Origin of the sequence: Thalassospira sp., from assembly GCF_040218635.1 — a bacterium.
In the GTDB taxonomy this organism is placed as follows: domain Bacteria; phylum Pseudomonadota; class Alphaproteobacteria; order Rhodospirillales; family Thalassospiraceae; genus Thalassospira.
This window is the reverse complement of record NZ_JAVJRB010000011.1, coordinates 461176-477832: the sequence shown is the minus strand read 5'-3', so window position 1 is coordinate 477832 and position 16657 is coordinate 461176. Positions and strand designations below refer to the sequence as shown.

General features: G+C 53.4%; 16 protein-coding genes. 6 read left to right on the top strand and 10 right to left on the bottom strand.

The genetic code is table 11. The annotated features are described in order from the left end of the window. Window positions 1-14: 14 nt before the first annotated feature. A complete protein-coding gene (locus tag RIC05_RS13420; RefSeq protein WP_350048199.1) occupies window positions 15-1997 on the bottom strand; it encodes a heme lyase CcmF/NrfE family subunit in 1983 nt (660 codons plus the stop codon). A gap of 206 nt (window positions 1998-2203) precedes the next feature. Between RIC05_RS13420 and RIC05_RS13415 the strand changes: the two genes are divergently transcribed. Next, window positions 2204-3223, top strand: a complete 1020-nt coding sequence (locus tag RIC05_RS13415) for a cation diffusion facilitator family transporter (protein ID WP_350042642.1) — start codon at window positions 2204-2206, stop codon at window positions 3221-3223. A 124-nt stretch (window positions 3224-3347) separates the two neighbouring features. Here the strand turns inward: RIC05_RS13415 and RIC05_RS13410 are convergent, their stop codons facing one another. The 6 genes from RIC05_RS13410 to RIC05_RS13385 all read right to left on the bottom strand — a co-directional run bounded on the left by RIC05_RS13410 (window position 3348) and on the right by RIC05_RS13385 (window position 8695). Further along, the gene (locus RIC05_RS13410; protein ID WP_350042641.1) at window positions 3348-4103 is read right to left on the bottom strand and encodes a PhoH family protein; all 756 of its coding nucleotides are present in this window, start codon (window positions 4101-4103) and stop codon (window positions 3348-3350) included. Window positions 4104-4439: 336 nt separating this feature from the next. Further along, a complete protein-coding gene (gene arsJ, locus RIC05_RS13405; protein ID WP_350048201.1) occupies window positions 4440-5666 on the bottom strand; it encodes an organoarsenical effux MFS transporter ArsJ in 1227 nt (408 codons plus the stop codon). A 10-nt stretch (window positions 5667-5676) separates the two neighbouring features. Further along, window positions 5677-6693, bottom strand: coding sequence for an ArsJ-associated glyceraldehyde-3-phosphate dehydrogenase (locus RIC05_RS13400; protein WP_350048203.1), 1017 nt, complete (start codon window positions 6691-6693; stop codon window positions 5677-5679). 54 nt (window positions 6694-6747) lie between these two features. Further along, window positions 6748-7782 (bottom strand): ACR3 family arsenite efflux transporter, encoded by a 1035-nt coding sequence (arsB, locus tag RIC05_RS13395; protein WP_350048835.1) that lies wholly within the window; start codon window positions 7780-7782, stop codon window positions 6748-6750. A gap of 20 nt (window positions 7783-7802) precedes the next feature. After that, the gene (locus RIC05_RS13390) at window positions 7803-8315 is read right to left on the bottom strand and encodes an arsenate reductase ArsC (RefSeq protein ID WP_350048205.1); all 513 of its coding nucleotides are present in this window, start codon (window positions 8313-8315) and stop codon (window positions 7803-7805) included. A 47-nt stretch (window positions 8316-8362) separates the two neighbouring features. Beyond that, window positions 8363-8695 (bottom strand): ArsR/SmtB family transcription factor, encoded by a 333-nt coding sequence (locus tag RIC05_RS13385; protein ID WP_350048207.1) that lies wholly within the window; start codon window positions 8693-8695, stop codon window positions 8363-8365. 158 nt (window positions 8696-8853) lie between these two features. Here RIC05_RS13385 and RIC05_RS13380 point away from each other — a divergent pair, with 158 nt between their 5' ends. The 4 genes from RIC05_RS13380 to RIC05_RS13365 all read left to right on the top strand — a co-directional run bounded on the left by RIC05_RS13380 (window position 8854) and on the right by RIC05_RS13365 (window position 13038). Then, complete coding sequence (locus tag RIC05_RS13380; protein WP_350048209.1) at window positions 8854-9195, top strand: ArsR/SmtB family transcription factor; 342 nt, start codon at window positions 8854-8856, stop codon at window positions 9193-9195. Window positions 9196-9244: 49 nt separating this feature from the next. After that, the gene (locus RIC05_RS13375) at window positions 9245-10282 is read left to right on the top strand and encodes a permease (protein ID WP_350048211.1); all 1038 of its coding nucleotides are present in this window, start codon (window positions 9245-9247) and stop codon (window positions 10280-10282) included. 114 nt (window positions 10283-10396) lie between these two features. Further along, window positions 10397-11992, top strand: coding sequence for a peptide chain release factor 3 (locus tag RIC05_RS13370; RefSeq protein ID WP_350042633.1), 1596 nt, complete (start codon window positions 10397-10399; stop codon window positions 11990-11992). Between the two features lie 8 nt (window positions 11993-12000). Continuing rightward, window positions 12001-13038, top strand: coding sequence for an acyltransferase family protein (locus RIC05_RS13365; protein ID WP_350059761.1), 1038 nt, complete (start codon window positions 12001-12003; stop codon window positions 13036-13038). A 12-nt stretch (window positions 13039-13050) separates the two neighbouring features. Here RIC05_RS13365 and RIC05_RS13360 read toward each other — a convergent pair whose 3' ends face one another. From RIC05_RS13360 to RIC05_RS13350, 3 genes are all read right to left on the bottom strand, one after another. Next, a complete protein-coding gene (locus tag RIC05_RS13360; protein ID WP_350048215.1) occupies window positions 13051-13377 on the bottom strand; it encodes an AzlD family protein in 327 nt (108 codons plus the stop codon). Then, entirely contained in the window at window positions 13374-14183 is an 810-nt protein-coding gene (locus RIC05_RS13355) for an AzlC family ABC transporter permease (protein WP_350048217.1), read from the bottom strand. Before RIC05_RS13355 ends, RIC05_RS13360 begins: the two co-directional genes overlap by 4 nt. Window positions 14184-14333: 150 nt before the next feature. Further along, a complete protein-coding gene (locus RIC05_RS13350) occupies window positions 14334-15242 on the bottom strand; it encodes a LysR family transcriptional regulator (RefSeq protein ID WP_350042629.1) in 909 nt (302 codons plus the stop codon). 182 nt (window positions 15243-15424) lie between these two features. On the opposite strand from RIC05_RS13350, the gene RIC05_RS13345 reads away from it, so the two are divergent. Continuing rightward, a complete protein-coding gene (locus RIC05_RS13345; protein ID WP_350048219.1) occupies window positions 15425-16525 on the top strand; it encodes an ABC transporter substrate-binding protein in 1101 nt (366 codons plus the stop codon). Window positions 16526-16657: the final 132 nt, after the last annotated feature.

Genomic DNA, 16657 nt, shown 5'->3' with positions numbered 1-16657 from the left:
TTCTGCCCTAATGCTTATTCTGCAGGAACCGCCTTGGCGGCGGATTTTTGGGAACGGGTCGGCGCACCAATGCGATAGCGCCGATCAGATAATGACATCAAACCGCCAAACACCATGACAAGACCACCGGCCCACATCCACGGGATCATCGGTTTGACGTAAAACCGTGTAATCCACTTGCCGGTTTCATCCTGATCCCCGATCACGGCATAGATATCGCCGGTGAAGCTTGAATGAATGCCGGCCTCGGTCGTTGGCATGCCTTCAACCGTGTAAACGCGCTTTTCGGGTGTCAGAACAAGGGTGCGTGCGCCCGGTGTGGTGATGGTGACTTCTGCTTCACGGGCGACAAAGTTCGGCCCCTGATATTCGCGGATGCCAGATAGAGTAAAGGTGTGGTCCGCGATTTGCGCACTTTCACCAACCGACAGCGACTGAACGGCTTCTTCTGTCCATGCTTGCGATCCGGTAATCCCGGCAACGACAATCGCGACCCCGGCATGGGCCAACATGGTGCCATGTGCGGATCGTGGTAGATTGCGCATCCGGCGCAGGCTGACATCAAAGGGTTCACGAAACAGCTTGATACGCCCGGCCCATTCAAGAATGGAGCCGACAAACAGCCAGGTTGCCAAACCCAACCCAAACAGGGCAAAGGCGGGACCACCCGATAGCCATAAAGCGATCAGGACAATCACAACGGTTGCGGCCAATGCGATCTTGAGCTTGTTAAACACGCCAAGAAGGTCGGCGCGTTTCCACGGCATCATCGGGCCAAAGGCCATGGCAATGATCACCGGCGTCATAATCGGGACAAAGGTCGCGTTAAAGAACGGTGCGCCGACGGAAATCTTTTCGCCGGTCAGGGTTTCAAGCAGCAATGGATACAGCGTGCCAAGCAACACCATGGCCGCCGCAATCGACAGCAGCACATTGTTAAACACCAATGCGCCTTCGCGTGAGATCGGCTGAAACAGGCCGCCGCCCTTTAAGGTCGGTGCGCGCCAGGCATACAGGGTCAATGATCCACCGACTGCGATACACAGAAGGATCAGGATAAACACCCCGCGTGTCGGATCAGTTGCAAAGGCATGAACCGATGTCAAAGCACCCGAACGGACAAGGAAGGTGCCTAAAAGGGAAAATGAAAAAGCCATGATGGCTAAAAAGATGGTCCAGCTTTTAAGGGCATCGCGTTTTTCCACCACAATGGCGGAATGAAGCAATGCTGTCCCGGCAAGCCATGGCATGAAGGATGCATTTTCCACCGGATCCCAGAACCACCAGCCGCCCCAGCCGAGCTCGTAATACGCCCACCATGATCCAAGCCCGATACCCGCGGTCAGAAATACCCACGCCGCCAAAGTCCATGGACGTACCCAACGGGCCCATGCCGCATCAACCCGCCCTTCAATCAGGGCGGCTACCGCAAAGGCAAAGGCAACGGAAAACCCGACATAGCCGAGATACAGGAACGGCGGATGAATGGCGATCCCCGGATCCTGCAACAACGGGTTCATGCCTTCGCCGTCAAGTGGCGGGTTCATAATGCGGCCAAACGGGTTGGAGGTCAGAACAATAAACAGGATAAACCCAAACCCGATCAGGCCCATCACACCCAAAACACGCGCAAGCAGGCTGGGCGGAAGGTTACGACCAAAGGCAGCAACCGCCCCGCCAAACAGTGTGAGGATCATCACCCAAAGCAACATCGACCCTTCATGATTGGCCCACACACCGGTGATTTTATAGATCATCGGTTTGGATGTGTGGCTGTTTGCCATGACGTTTACGACCGAGAAATCGGACGTGATATAGGCATAGGTCAGCGCAAGGAAGCTGGTCGCGACCAAGGCAAAGCATGTTATCGCCAAACGCGGTGCAATCATCAAAAGCACCGGATCCCGGCGGGATGCCGCCAAAAACGGGATGGTCGATTGCGCGATAGCTACCACAAGCGATAGTATCAACGCGTAATGTCCGATCTCTACAATCATGAGTAGGCCTATGGTTTTCTTTTATGTGCCTGACTGGGAGATATAATCCCTTAAAAGCGGCTTGGAAACCTTGCGGAATATCAAATATGCGCTATTTGCTGCACAACAATGGGCAGAAATATGGCAATAGACATTACATGTTATTTCCAAACAGGCTATAAAACCGTTGTCAGACAGCGGATTGCTAGGCCAGAGGTCAACAACGTATGAGTCAATGTCCTGTCATTGACATAGCACAGAAAGAAATATGGGCGCGTCGTGCAACGACGGCCTCTATTGTCATTGCTGCTATTCTGATTGCCATCAAAGCGGTTGGTTGGTTCCTTACCGATTCTGTCAGTTTGCTGTCTTCTATGGTTGATAGCATGCTTGATGTCGGCACCGCGGTTGTCAATTTTATGGCGGTGCGATCCGCCTGGCGACCGGCGGACCACGATCACCGGTTTGGCCATGGCAAGGCAGAACCGCTTGCCGGTCTGTTCCAATGTGCCTTCATGATCGGGGCTGCTGTCTTTGTTGTCGCCGAGGCGTCATCACGGGTGTTTGAACCTCAACCGCTTCGGTTTGCGACCGAAGGCATCTGGATGATGGCGGTTTCGATGGTCATGACATTCGGCTTGGTTCTTTTGCAACGCAAAGCCGCCCGTGTGTCCGGGTCGGTCGCGGTTGAAGCCGACTCTTTGCAATATACCAGCGACATTCTGGCCAATGCAGCCGTGATCCTTGCCCTTGTTTTGGGCATGTCGGGCTTCCTGTGGGCGGATCCGGTAATTGGTGTTCTTGTTGCAGGCTTCCTGGTGTTTTCCGCGATCAAGGTTGGCAAACATTCGATCAAAGTTCTGATGGATGCCGAACTTCCCGATTCCGATAGCCAGCGCATCATTGAATTGACGATGAAAAATGCGTCCGTGATCGGCATTCACCGTTTGCGTACCCGTTCATCGGGTGTTCATCGCTTTGCCGAGATCGAACTGATCATGGATGGCGGGATGTTGATGCGCGACGCGCATACCATCTGCCATCACGTGATGGACAGTATCCGATCAGAATATCCCGATCTTGATATCACCATCCACCCGGAGCCCCCCGAAGACATCCATCTTGATGAATTCAGCGGCTATACCGAGGATCCTGAGTTCTGGCACACCGGCCGCGCCAAGCGCGCCGGTCAGCACGATATTCCGGTATCCAATAGCGGCGGCGAAATCGCGGCGATGGGGCGGTAATCAGCCGGTTGATCCATCTCGGATCAAGATGGCCTGATCACTTCATTCGTTGATCTTTTCGACAAAAAAGCAGGCGGGCCCTTTCGGACCCGCCTTTTTCTTCTTTGGTTTGCTCGGTCGGAACTTAAAGAACGGTGAGCATGCTGGCGACCAGTGGGTGACGGACGATGTCCTTGTCACGCAGGCGAACGCAGGCAATGTCTTCGACGGTTTCAAGACGATCTGACATTTCCGAAAGACCGGACATTTCCGGCAAAAGGTCGGTCTGGTCGGGATCGCCGGTCAGGATCATGGTCGCATTCCAGCCAAGGCGCGTTACCAGCATCTTGAGCTGCCCATAGGTGCAGTTCTGGGCCTCATCAATCACGACGAATGCGTTGTTAAGGGTCCGACCGCGCATATATCCGATTGGCGCGATTTCAATTGTGCCATCGGAAAGATAGGTCCGCAGCCGTTTGGTCCCAAGGCGATCATTCAAGGCATCATAAAGGGGGCGAAGATACGGGGCCATCTTGGCTTCGACGTCGCCGGGAAGGAAGCCGATATTTTCGCCTGCTTCAACAGCCGGGCGGGCCAGAACGATGCGACCGATATCCCCTTTATCAAGGGCCTCTACCGCCTTGGCGACAGCGATATAGGTTTTCCCTGTGCCTGCTGGTCCAAGGGCAAGGACCAGATTGAAGTTATCAATGGCCTCCATCAGAGCAGCCTGGTTTTCACTTTTTGGTCGAATGTGACGGCGGAAGCTTTGGTCGCGTTGTGTTTTCTCTTCTGAGCTTTCCAGAGGGTGCCAATCGGCGTTCTTTTCATCAAACAGGTCATGAACATTGTTGTCAGACTGCTGCGGACGACCACGACGGCGTGCTGCGCGTTTACCCATTACAATCACCTCATCAATTGTGCCAAAAAGCAAAACGCGCCGTTCCGTCATGGAAGGGCGCGCATTCAGTTTTCATATTCAGATGGAAGTGGCGGTAGGAGTTTCCGCCGGTCACAGCATGTTGCATGTGCGATCCGGGGGGCGAAAATTCTCGTTTTACGACGCTTTCTCGCGGCACTCGGGAACTCCTCCTTGCGGTCTAGTTATTGACCGTTAATTTGAATCGTACCCCTACATGCTGTGTCTGTCACTGTTTTTATGCGATGAAATTTTCGTGAATCTGGAAGATGAGTCTTTTCAGATGTTTATCCCGCATCTGCGAAACAACTTTTTCGATCAACCCTGCGGTGTGGCGGTTGATCGGGTCGGTAAGGCGGTGCTGACGATCCAGCTGATGGTCAAAAATACAATCGATGTCAAAAGGCATCCAACCAAGCCGCCATAGAAATAGGCAACGCCCGACAGGATAGTGCCGGTCAGGCGCCCGATGGCATTGGACATATAATAGAACCCGACATTCATCGCGACTTTGTCGCCCTGCGCATAGGCAAGGATCAAATAGGAATGCAGCGATGAATTGATGGCAAAGACCACGCCAAAGACCAGTAATCCGCCAAGGACGGCAAGTTCCGGGGCGACATCCTGTTGAATGGCAGCGGCAATCGCAATGGTCACCGCAATCAGGGCGATCACCCAAAACTGTGCAGTTCGGCCATCGGGTTCATGGCTTTGGGCGCGGAGCATTTTGGGTGCTATGGCCTGAACAAAGCCATATCCGATCACCCATGCCGCCATATAGGTGCCAACTTCAATATGGCTCCAGCCCAGTTCAGCCGCCAAAAACACAGGAAGCCCAACCACAAACCAGATATCGCGCGCACCAAACAAAAACAGCCGGGCAGCAGATAGAATATTGATCTTGCGATCGGATGAAAACACATCGCGGAACTTTGGTTGTGCCGCACTGCCTGGGCCAGACATGGCATCGCCAAGTGATATGGCGACCGCAATCAGGGTTATGGCAAGACCGGCAGCCATGGCAAGCACCGCACCGCTAAAACCAAGCCAGGATAAAAGCGCACCGCCCATGAAAAAACCAACCCCTTTCAGGGCGTTTTTTGATCCGGTCAAAAGGGCGACCCAGCGGAAAAGAGCACCTTTTGCCTCAGCCGGGACCAGAACCTTGATCGCCGACTTGCTCGACATTTTGGTCAGGTCCTTGGCGACACCCGATGCGGCCTGTAGCCCCATGACATAGGCAACTGAAACAGCAGGCAACCAATCGGGACTGGTTAGGGAAAGGGCGGCAAGCGATGCGATCTGAAGGCTTAATCCGCAATACAGCGTGAAGCGCAATCCGCGTGCCTGTGCCAACCAGCCGCCGACCAGATTGGTGATGATACCGGCAAATTCATACAGGACAAACAACAGGGCAATTTCAAACGCGGAATAGCCCAACGCATGAAAATGCAACAGGACCAGCATCCGCAATGCACCATCGGTCAGGGTGAAACCCCAATAGGCACTTGTGACCAGCGCATAGTTGCGGATTGCGGCTGACATGGTGTTTCCCCTAAAGACTTTGCGCGACTTTGGCGGCAAGATCAGCCATCCGGCAGACATAGCCCCACTCATTGTCATACCAAGCCAGCAATTTGACCTGACGTTTGTCGATCACCATGGTTGATCCGGCATCAATGATCGAAGACCGGCTGTCATTAAGATAATCGACGCTGACCAGCGGGCGTTCTTCGTAACCCAGAATACCGGCAAGATAGGTTTCTGATGCTTCGCGCATCAGGCGGTTGACGGTTTCAACATCAGTGTCGCGCGCGACTTCAAACACGCAATCGGTCAGCGACGCATTTAACAATGGCACCCGCACCGCAATACCGTTCAGTTTGCCCGTAAGTTCCGGGTAAATCATGGTGATTGCGGTTGCGGATCCAGTGCTGGTCGGGATCAAGGATTGCAGGCAGGACCGGGCACGGCGCAGATCACTATGGGGCAAATCAACAACGGTCTGGGTGTTGGTCACATCGTGGATGGTCGTGATGGATCCATGAACGATGCCAATTTGTTCGTGAATGACTTTGACCACCGGGGCCAGACAATTGGTCGTGCAACTTGCCGCAGTTAAAAGATTGTGTGTGGCCGGATCATAAAGATCATCATTGACGCCATAGACGATGTTAAGCGCGCCTTCTTTGACCGGTGCGGCAACGATGACTTTTTTAACACCCTGATCGAAATAAGGCGCAATTGTTTCGGGTGTTTTGAACTTGCCCGTGCATTCCAGAACAATGTCGCAGCCCATCCCGACCCAATCGGTCTCGCCGGGCGTTGCATTTTCGCTAAACGATATTTTGCGGGTTTGATCAATCACCACGTGATCGTCGATGCAGTCAACATGGTTGGTCCAGCGGCCATGAACAGAATCAAATTCCAGAAGATGGGCCGCAGTTTTAGCTCCGCCTTTGATTTCGTTGATATGCACAAACTCAAAACCGGGATGACCCCAGCCAGCCCGCAGAACCAACCGGCCCATACGACCGAAACCATTTATGCCGATGCGGATCTTTTTCGTCATGTCGCGAACCTGAAACCTTTAAGCCGATAGAGGCAGTTTTGAGGGGTGTTTTGTTTAATGTGACGTGCTTTGCGGTGGCGCAAACCAGCCGCGGGATCGATTGGCAATCGCAACCAATGACAACATGACCGGGACTTCAACCAGAACCCCGACGACAGTTGCCAATGCCGCACCCGATGAAAACCCGAACAGGCCAATTGCGGTTGCCACGGCCAGTTCAAAGAAGTTCGAAGCGCCAATCATCGCAGACGGGGCAGCAATGCGGTGTTCCACCCCAAGGAGCTTGTTTGCGACATAGGCAATGGCGGCAATGAAATAGGTCTGCAAAATGATCGGCACAGCCAAAAGGGCGATGATCATGGGTTGGGCAATGATTTGCTGTCCCTGAAAGGCAAACAGCAAAACCAGCGTGCTCAGAAGAGCGATCATGGAAACGGGTTTAAGCCTGGCATCAAACGCATTGAACTGCTCAACCCCGCCTTTCATCATCTGATGTCGGATTGCTTGGCCGATAATGACCGGGATGACGATGAAGGCCACGACCGAAATGGTCAGGGTTTGCCAAGGAATTGTGATCGCTGAAATACCAAGCAACAAGGCGACAATCGGTGCAAAGGCAAAGATCATGATCGTGTCGTTCAACGCCACCTGTGTCAGGGTGAAATTGGCATCCCCCTTGGTCAGGTTCGACCAGACAAACACCATCGCCGTACAAGGTGCCGCACCCAGCAGGATCAATCCGGCGATATAGCTTTCAATCTGGGCTTCGGGCAAAAGCGGGCGGAATAAAAAACCGATAAACAGCCAGCCAAGGGCGGCCATGGTAAACGGTTTGATCAGCCAGTTCACACCAAGGGTGACGCTAATGCCGCGCCACTGACGACCGACTTCGTGCAGGGCACCAAAATCAACTTTCATCAGCATTGGAATGATCATCGCCCAGATCAGGATCGTGACCGGCAGATTGATTTCATAGGCGGTCAGATTACCAATCGCCTGAAACAGGTTCGGAAACAGCTGACCCAGCACAATGCCAACCACAATGCTAAGTGCGACCCAGACCGTCAGATAGCGTTCAAACAAGTTCATCGGCGCGTCTTCTTGGGCGGTCATACATCCTCGCGGTCGGTAATTTGGCCGATTTTGTTCAGTTCCTGTTGTAAAGACAGGCGGTCAAGTGACCGGAATGGCAGGCTGGTGAAAATCGAAATGCGGTTGCGCAACATGCGATAGGTATCGGCGAAAGCCAGGCGCTTTTCCGCTTCACTGCCTTCGACGGCAGCCGGATCGGGAACGCCCCAATGGGCCGTCATCGGTGATCCGGGAAAGATCGGGCAGTCTTCATTGGCCGTTGCGTCACACACGGTGAACACGAAATCAAATTTGATCTCGTCCTGCTCGGAATAGGTTTCCATCGCCTTGGATGAAAAATCTGCCGGATCATGATCAAGGCTTTTCAAAAGATCCCGCGCGTAAGGATGGATTTCGCCGCGCGGATAAGACCCGGCACTAAAGCCAAAGAAATGGTCATGACCTTCTTTCTTCAGGATCGCTTCGGCCATGATGCTGCGTGCGGAATTGGCCCGGCACAGAAAAAGCACGTTATAGATACCACCAGACATATCGTTTCGTCCTTTGCAAAGGGGCAGTTGGCCGTTGGCAATTTGGGCTAACAGCAGCCGTTTTTCGTCGCAGGTGTCAGTCCACACAATTCAGGCCGGCCGTGGCAGCAATCATCTGTCAGGAAACCCAAAAGGCTGCGCATGACTTCGGGGACGATGCGGTAAATCATCGACCGCCCGTCCCGCGTTGCTTTGATCAGCCCCGCATTGCTTAATGTCGCCAGATGCGATGACATTGTGTTGTGCGGAATGCCGATTTTGCGGGCGACGTCACCTGCAGCCATGCCGGTTTCCCCGGCCTCGGCCAGCATGCGAAAAGCAGCCAGTCTGTGTTCCTGTGCCAATGCGGCAAGTGCGCTAATTGCGTTGGTTGTGTCCATATGTCGAGAATTATCGACATATGGGAATTTGACAAGTGACAATTGTGTTTCAGAACAAGGTTTGATGCCGTTTCGACCGTTAGTCGTTTTAAATCAATGAATTAAATGGTTCGGTAAAAACGTCTTTAAATAACTAGAAATATAGTTATAATGAGTGCATGAAAGAAAAAGACATCGCACCGGCCTTTGCCGCACTGGGTCATGAGGCCCGATTGAAAATCTATCGCCAGCTGGTCAAGGCGGGCGAGGATGGGCTTAATATCGGGGATATCGGACGGTTGCTGGACCTTCCTGCATCAACATTATCGCACCATCTGGGAATGCTGGTTCAGGCCGGGCTGGTTACGCAGGAAAAGCAGGGCCGTGAAACCCGCAACCGTGCAGATTTTGAAGCCATGGGCAATTTGGTCGGCTTCATCACCGATGAATGTTGCAGCGGGGTTGATCTGACCACGGGTGCGCTGCCCACGACACGATCGGATAGCGAAACGGCGGCGTGATGCGGCCTTTCATTTGATTTAATATACCTACTTTTCTAGGGATATGGATATGACTGCGCTGGCTTTGCAACTTCGCCGTATCGGAACTTCGGCCCGTCATGTTGATCGGGTTTTTCTGACATCAATGGCAATTCTGGCTGCGGTCTATCTGTTGGACCCAAAACAACTGGTGCCAAGTGTCGCCTTCACGCTTGATGCCTTTGTCGGAACCGCACCCTATTTGCTGCTTTCCATCGCGATTGCGGCTTATGCGACGGCAAGCGGGGCGGATAATTTGATATCGCGTGCCTTTGCCGGTCATCCGGTGCGCATGGTGTTTACGGCTGCGGCCTTTGGCGCGTTGTCGCCCTTTTGCTCCTGCGGGGTGATCCCGTTGATTGCTGCATTGCTTGCCATGGGGGTGCCGTTGGCACCGGTTATGGCGTTCTGGTTGGCGTCCCCTGTGATTGATCCGGCGATGTTTGTTTTGACCGCGGGTACCCTTGGAACCGATTTTGCCGTGATTAAAATGATCGCCGCCATTGCACTTGGCCTGATGGGCGGCTTTGTCACCATGTCGCTGGTTGCGCGCGGTTTCCTTTCCGATCCATTGCGCGAAGGTGTTGGCAATGGTGGATGTGGTGGGGCAAAGGTCCGCACGCATAAGGACGTCATCTGGAAATTCTGGCAGGAGGGTGAACGCATGACAAAGTTCCGCAAATCCGCCATTTCGAACATGATGTTCCTTGGTAAATGGCTGGCCTTTGCGTTCTTGCTGGAAAGCTTGATGGTTGCCTATATCCCCGCTGAAAGTGTTAGTGGCCTGTTGGGGGGGGAGGGGATTGGCCCGATTGCGATTGCAACGATTGTCGGGGTTCCGGCCTATTTGAATGGGTATGCCGCCCTTCCGATTATGGAAGGCCTGATTGCGCAGGGCATGCAATCCGGGGCGGCCATGGCATTTCTGGTTGCTGGCGGGGTGTCTTCGATCCCGGCGGCAATTGCCGTCTTTGCCCTGGTCAAACGGCCGGTTTTTGCGCTTTATCTGGCCTATGCGCTGTTTGGATCGTTCGCAATCGGGGTGATTTCGCAAGTTTGGCTGGGGTAATCGGGCACTTGCATGGGTGCTACATGTCCGATATGTCGATTTCACGGTGGCAAAAGGCTTAAAAATCGCTACATTGCGCGCCAAGAATTCATATCGGATTAAAGTTGAGTAACCATGTCGACGATTGAGCAGCAGGTATCGCGTCGCCGTACCTTCGCTATCATTGCGCACCCGGATGCGGGTAAAACGACCCTGACCGAAAAGCTGTTGCTGTTCGGGGGTGCGATTCAGATGGCCGGCGCGGTGAAGGCAAAAAAGGAACAGCGCGGCGCACGTTCGGACTTCATGAAGATCGAACAGGATCGCGGTATTTCCGTGTCTTCTGCCGTGATGACCTTCGAGTTTGAAAAAAACATCTTCAACCTGCTTGATACGCCGGGCCACGAAGACTTTTCCGAAGATACCTATCGCGTGCTGACCGCAGTTGATTCCGCTGTCATGGTGATCGACGGTGCAAAGGGCATCGAGGCCCAGACGCGCAAGCTGTTTGAGGTCTGCCGTCTGCGCGATGTGCCGATCACGACTTTTGTAAACAAGCTTGACCGTGAATCCCGCGATCCGTTCGAACTGATTGATCAGATCGAACAGGATCTCGCCCTTGATGTGTCGCCGGTAACATGGCCGATCGGGTCGGGCCGCGATTTCCATGGCTGTTACGATGTGGTCAATGATCAGCTTCTGTTCATGGAAAAAGGCGGCAATGTCGTCAAGGAAGCCATTCCGATCAAGGGTCTTGATGACCCGAAGCTTGATGAACTGATCCCGGATTATCTTCTTGAAAAGCTGCGCGAAGATGTCGAAATGGTGCGCGAAATCTGCCCGCCATTTGATTTGCAAAGCTATCGCGAAGGGCATTTGACCCCGGTCTTCTTTGGATCGGCAGTCAATAACTTTGGCGTGCGTGAATTGTTGCGCGGCATTGGCGATATCGCACCGACCCCGCGCCCGCAAGAAGCTGCCACGCGCTTGGTCGAAGCTGTGGAGCCAAAGGTTGCGGGCTTTGTGTTTAAGGTCCAGGCCAATATCGACCCGAACCACCGGGACCGCATTGCCTTTATCCGTCTATGTTCCGGCCACTTCAAACGTGGCATGAAACTTAAGCATGTCCGCGCAGGCAAACAGATGGCGGTGCATAACCCGATGCTGTTCTTTGCCAATGAACGTGACATTGCCGAAGAAGCATGGCCGGGCGATATCATCGGCATTCCAAACCACGGAACCCTTCGGATTGGAGATACCCTGACCGAAGGCGAAGATTTACGCTTCCGCGGTGTTCCGGCCTTTGCGCCTGAATTGCTGCAAAAAGTCCGTCTTGATGACCCGCTTAAGGGCAAACACCTTCAGCGCGCCCTTGAACAGCTTGCCGAAGAAGGCGCATCCCAGGTGTTTAAACCCATGATGGGGGCGGACTGGATCGTCGGTGTGGTCGGGCAACTTCAGTTTGAAGTTCTCAAAGAACGCATTTCGGCGGAATACGGAATCAAGGTTCATTTCGAACAGACTCCGGCCTATGCGGCGCGTTGGGTGGTGGGCAATGATCCGCTGGAAATCAAAAAGTTCCGCGATACCAACCAGTCTGCCTTGTTTGAAGACCATGACGAAACGCTTGTCTTTATCGCGCGGAATGCCTGGCATCTTGAAACCGCGCAACGCGATTGGCCAAACCTGAAATTCGAGGCCACCCGCGAACAGAATATGGTTGCTGCCTAGGCATGCAGATGCCTGGCCAACCCGCACAAAACAGGATGGCGGCAATCGATGGATTGCGCGCCATCGCTGTTTTGATGGTGGTGGCATTCCATTATCTTGGCCGTTGGCCCAACGATTATACCGGGCTTTCAATCGAACCGATGTTTCAGTTCGGCTGGTTGGGAGTTGACCTGTTTTTTGTGATCAGCGGGTATTGCATTGCCATGACCGCATCCCGTGCGGGGTCGCTTGCGACCTTCTGGGGGCGGCGGTTTGGGCGGATTTATCCAGCTTATATTGGTGGTGTTCTTCTGACCTTCGTTCTGGTCAGCAGTTTTGGCCTTCCGGGTAAGGAAGTAAGTGCGGTTCAGGCTGCGGGCAATCTAGTCTTCTTGAATGCCGTTCTGTTTCCGCCCGTCGATGGTGTTTACTGGAGCCTGATCGTCGAGCTGAAATTCTATTTCATCTATGGGCTGCTGCTGTGCATCAGCCGACAGCCAAAGATTATCTTGGGCGGTATGGCGGGTCTTTTTGTTCTTGGGCTTGGTTTGCGTCTGCTTGGAATTGATCATTTTGATCGGATCATTCGCCCGGAACATATCATTCTGTTCCTTATTGGTGCCGCGCTATTCTTTGCCCATGCGCAAGAGTCAGATGCACAGCAAATACCATTTTACCTGCTTGCGGGCGGTGCATTCTTCGCCAGTTTTGCGACCGGGGTGTATGACGCTGTATTGCCATATGCCGCTGTAATCTTGTTGGCGGGGATTGTCGTGATCGCAACGCGGCGCTTGCCGGTTCTCAGTGCTTTGTGGCCGATTGGGTTGGTGTCTTATAGCTGGTACTTGCTTCACCAGAATATTGGCTTGCTGATCATTCGTGCTTTGACCAACGCAGGGTTTGCCGATGCGCTGGCGGTTGCTGGTGCTGTTACCGGTACGTTTATCTTGTCGGTCACGCTGTATTTTGTTTTTGAAAATCGCACGATACGCAAAAAGGCCAACCAGTTGTTTGAAAAGATTTTCTCTCTTTTGAAACTCAACCGGTTGGCCAATCAATCTGCGTAACTGGTGTGATTGTTAACCGATAAAATACCGCCCAACACCCACAAGAACCATCCCCACCGCCATCGCGGCAAACAGGTTGCGGGCAAGCGCCATCGTGATCACGGTGGCAGCAGCCCCGGCAATGCCGATTGGACCGGCTGACAACGCACTTGGCACCCAGACCGAGATTAAGACAGCACCGGGAAGGCGTTCAAGAACATGGGCCCAGCGGCCATGTTGCGGCAAACGATCTGCCATCATAAGGCCGCCCAATCGCATGCCATAGGTTACAGCCGCCATACCAAGAATGGTCAGGACGGCTTCAAGGCTGAAAGTGGTCAGATCAGGGAACGCTGTCATTTGCCGGTCTCCGGATTGAGTGTACCTTCCGGCGCGCCATAGGCAGCGCGGCCTTCAACGGCATATTCCGCATCAAGGCCGGTATCATCCAGATCGGGCCGCCATGTCAGGGCTGCGGTCACAACACCCGCCCCCGCACCGGCCAAAATCGACCAGGTTCCTGGCAAGGTGTAATGACCAATGATCGATCCGATGGCCGCGGCAATCCATGGCAACAGATCAACTTTGCCTTTCCACATACCAATGGTCAGGGCTGCAAAAACAGCGGTAAAGGCAAAATCAAGCGCATAGATTTCTGGATCGGGAATGCCCCCCCCCAGAAGATAGCCCACAATATTGCCAGTGGCCCAAACAACACCAAGGAAGATCCCGCCACCCAGCAAAAATCCGGGATTGGCGAGTTTTTCCTGGGTCATGGTTACCGCCCAGTTTTCATCGGCCACCATATGCATGCCGCAAACCTTGACCCAAAGCGGGCGTCCGCGAAACACCGGGCGCAGTGACGCGCCAATCAGGATATAGCGCATATTGATTACGGCGGTGGCGATGATGATGGTCGCCGCCGGGACTGTTTCGCGCCACAGATCAACCGATACGAACTGGGCCGAACCGGCAAAGACCGTCAGGCTCATGAAAAGAAGTTCGCCCAGCGACAATCCGCGCTGGGCCGCAAGAACGCCAAGCACAGCACCAAAAATGATGGTGCTGGGCAAAAGGGGCAGACAGGCAAGGGCGCCGCGTCTGATGGAGTCCGGGTCGAAATGCCCGATCTGGGCATCGTGTGGGGCGGTTTCGGGGCGTGCCATTTCCGACATTTCCTAAGTCATGATGCCGCCGGTTGTTTTTGGGCGTTCCGGCGTTTGTGTTTGTTTGATGGGCGAGGAGCCTTAGCGTTCAGGCTCCCTTATGGTGCAAATCAGATAGGGGGTATTGGACGATATTGCTATTGCCGATTTTTAATCGCGGCTGGCGCCGAAATCTTCGATCAGCAGATCAAGAAACAGCTCAGACACCGGATCTAGTTGCTTGTTCGAATCAAAGCTTGCCTGAAAATTTGCCTCGACAAAGAACTGATCGGGGCGGATCGGGCGCATGCGCCCGGCTTCGACAAATTGCTTGGCGTAATGTTCGGGAAGATATCCCAAAAACGCGCCGGAAAGGATAAGGCGTGCCTCGGCCTCCATATCCGAAACCATGGCGTGCGGGCGGGCAATGGCAAAGTCTTTAAGATCACGACCCAACCAGAATTTACGTCCGACAATGCGAAACCGCCGGATTTCATCAATGTCGATATCAGCATCGGATTGTTGAAATAACGGATGGTCTGATCCGCAATAGAACCGGTGCATTTCGGGATAAAGCGAGATGTAGCTGAGGCCCAGGACCGTCTTTGGAAAGGCGCAAATCCCGACCTGAATGGCACCGGTGACGACTTCGCGCAAAAGATCATTGGGCGGATAGGTCACAACATTCAACGTCACATCCGGGGCCTTTTCGACAAAGCGCGCGATGGTATGTTCGATCTTACGGGCCCCGGGATCGGTGATGGTATTGTCGGTCAGGCCAATGGTCAGTGTGCCGTTCAGTTTATCGCGCAAGGACCGCATTTTGGTTTCATAGTGCGTGACGGCTTTGAACAAACGATGGGCTTCTTCGAAAACAATTTGTCCTTCACGGGTCAGCGAAAAGCCGCTTCGACCGCGTTTGCACAAGGTAAATCCAAGCCGCGTTTCAAGGCTGGTGACATAGCTTGATATCGTTGAAAGCGACAGGTTCAATTCGCTCTGTGCCGCAGCAAAACCGCCAGCTTCAACAATTTTCAGGAAAATCCGAAGAAGCTTGAGATCTGATTGTTCCGTTGCCATGCAATCCGTGCCTTGTGATGATTACTTTGAATTTTCCCAAAGTAAGTTTCAGCAATACGTGATTTTTCAAACCTGCGCAATTTGATCTGCTGATGAAACCAGATCGCTGTATCGGCAAAAAAGCAGCGACAAAAAATCAAAATTGGCGGGCTGTTGCCCCCAAGTCATCAGAGGTGGATCACATGGACGACATGAAAAAGGGGATCAGTCGCCGTTCCGTACTGGCAGGGATTGCTGGCGGTTCTGCGGTTGCTATGGCGGCTATTACCGGTTTTCCGGGCATCCTTAAGGCACAGGAAAAAAGCCTGAAGATCGGTGCCTATGGCGGCTATTTCAAAGACAGCTTTGATAAACACATCTTCCCTGAATTCACCAAGGCAACCGGCATTGCGGTCGAGTCTGTGGCACAGCCAACAGGCGAAGCATGGCTGGTGCAGATCGAACAGGCCGCCCGTGCAGGCAAGGCACCGACCGATATTTCGATGATTTCGCAAGGCATGATGCAGCGTGGGGCGGCGGCCGATCTTTGGGCCAAACTTGATGCCGCAAAAATGCCGAATGTGGCAAACGTTATGCCGGCTTATCTGAACAAATATGCCGATGGCAGTCTGTGTGGTGTTGGTGCGGTGACCTGGTACATCACGCTTGTGTCCAATACCGACGTGATCAAAGAAGCCCCGACCAGTTGGGCGGAACTTTGGAAACCGGAACGTGCCGAACAGCTTGGCCTGTTGGCACTGGTTTCAAACTCCTTCCTGTTGGACGTGACGGCAAAAACCCATTTCGGTGGTCAGGACATTCTTGATACCGAAGAAGGCATCATGCAGGTCATGGACAAGCTGGCCGAGGTTAAGAAAAACGTTCAGCTTTGGTACCGTGACGAAGCGCAGTTTGAACAGGCGCTGAAATCTGGTGAAATCCCGATGGGCCAGTATTACCATGACGTTGCCGGTCTTGCGGCGGCTGACGGTCATCCTGTGCGCTCCACCTTCCCGAAAGAAGGCGGCATCAACGATTCCGGTAGCTGGGCGGTTTCGGGCAAGTCGGAAAAAATCGAAATGGCCCATGAATTTATCGACTTCATGAGCCAGCCTGAAATTCAGGCACTTCTGTCACGCAAAGTCGGGACGTCGCCGACCGTTGCCCGGGCCAAAACCGATCTGACCGATGCCGAATTTGCATCAGTGTCGTCTGAAATCGAGCCGATCATTCCACGTTATGACATCTATCTGCAGCGTGCCGATTGGCTGTCGCAGAAATGGACAGAACTGATCGTCAGCTAAGGCTGGCGGTGGTTTCAGCATCATTTTGCTGATCTGGTCAGGCAGCATGCCACCTGTTGCATCGTGCAGACATTTGCACCGGTATGCTGCCTGACATTTCGACTTCCATGGCAATTCGTTTGTCGCGTCTAA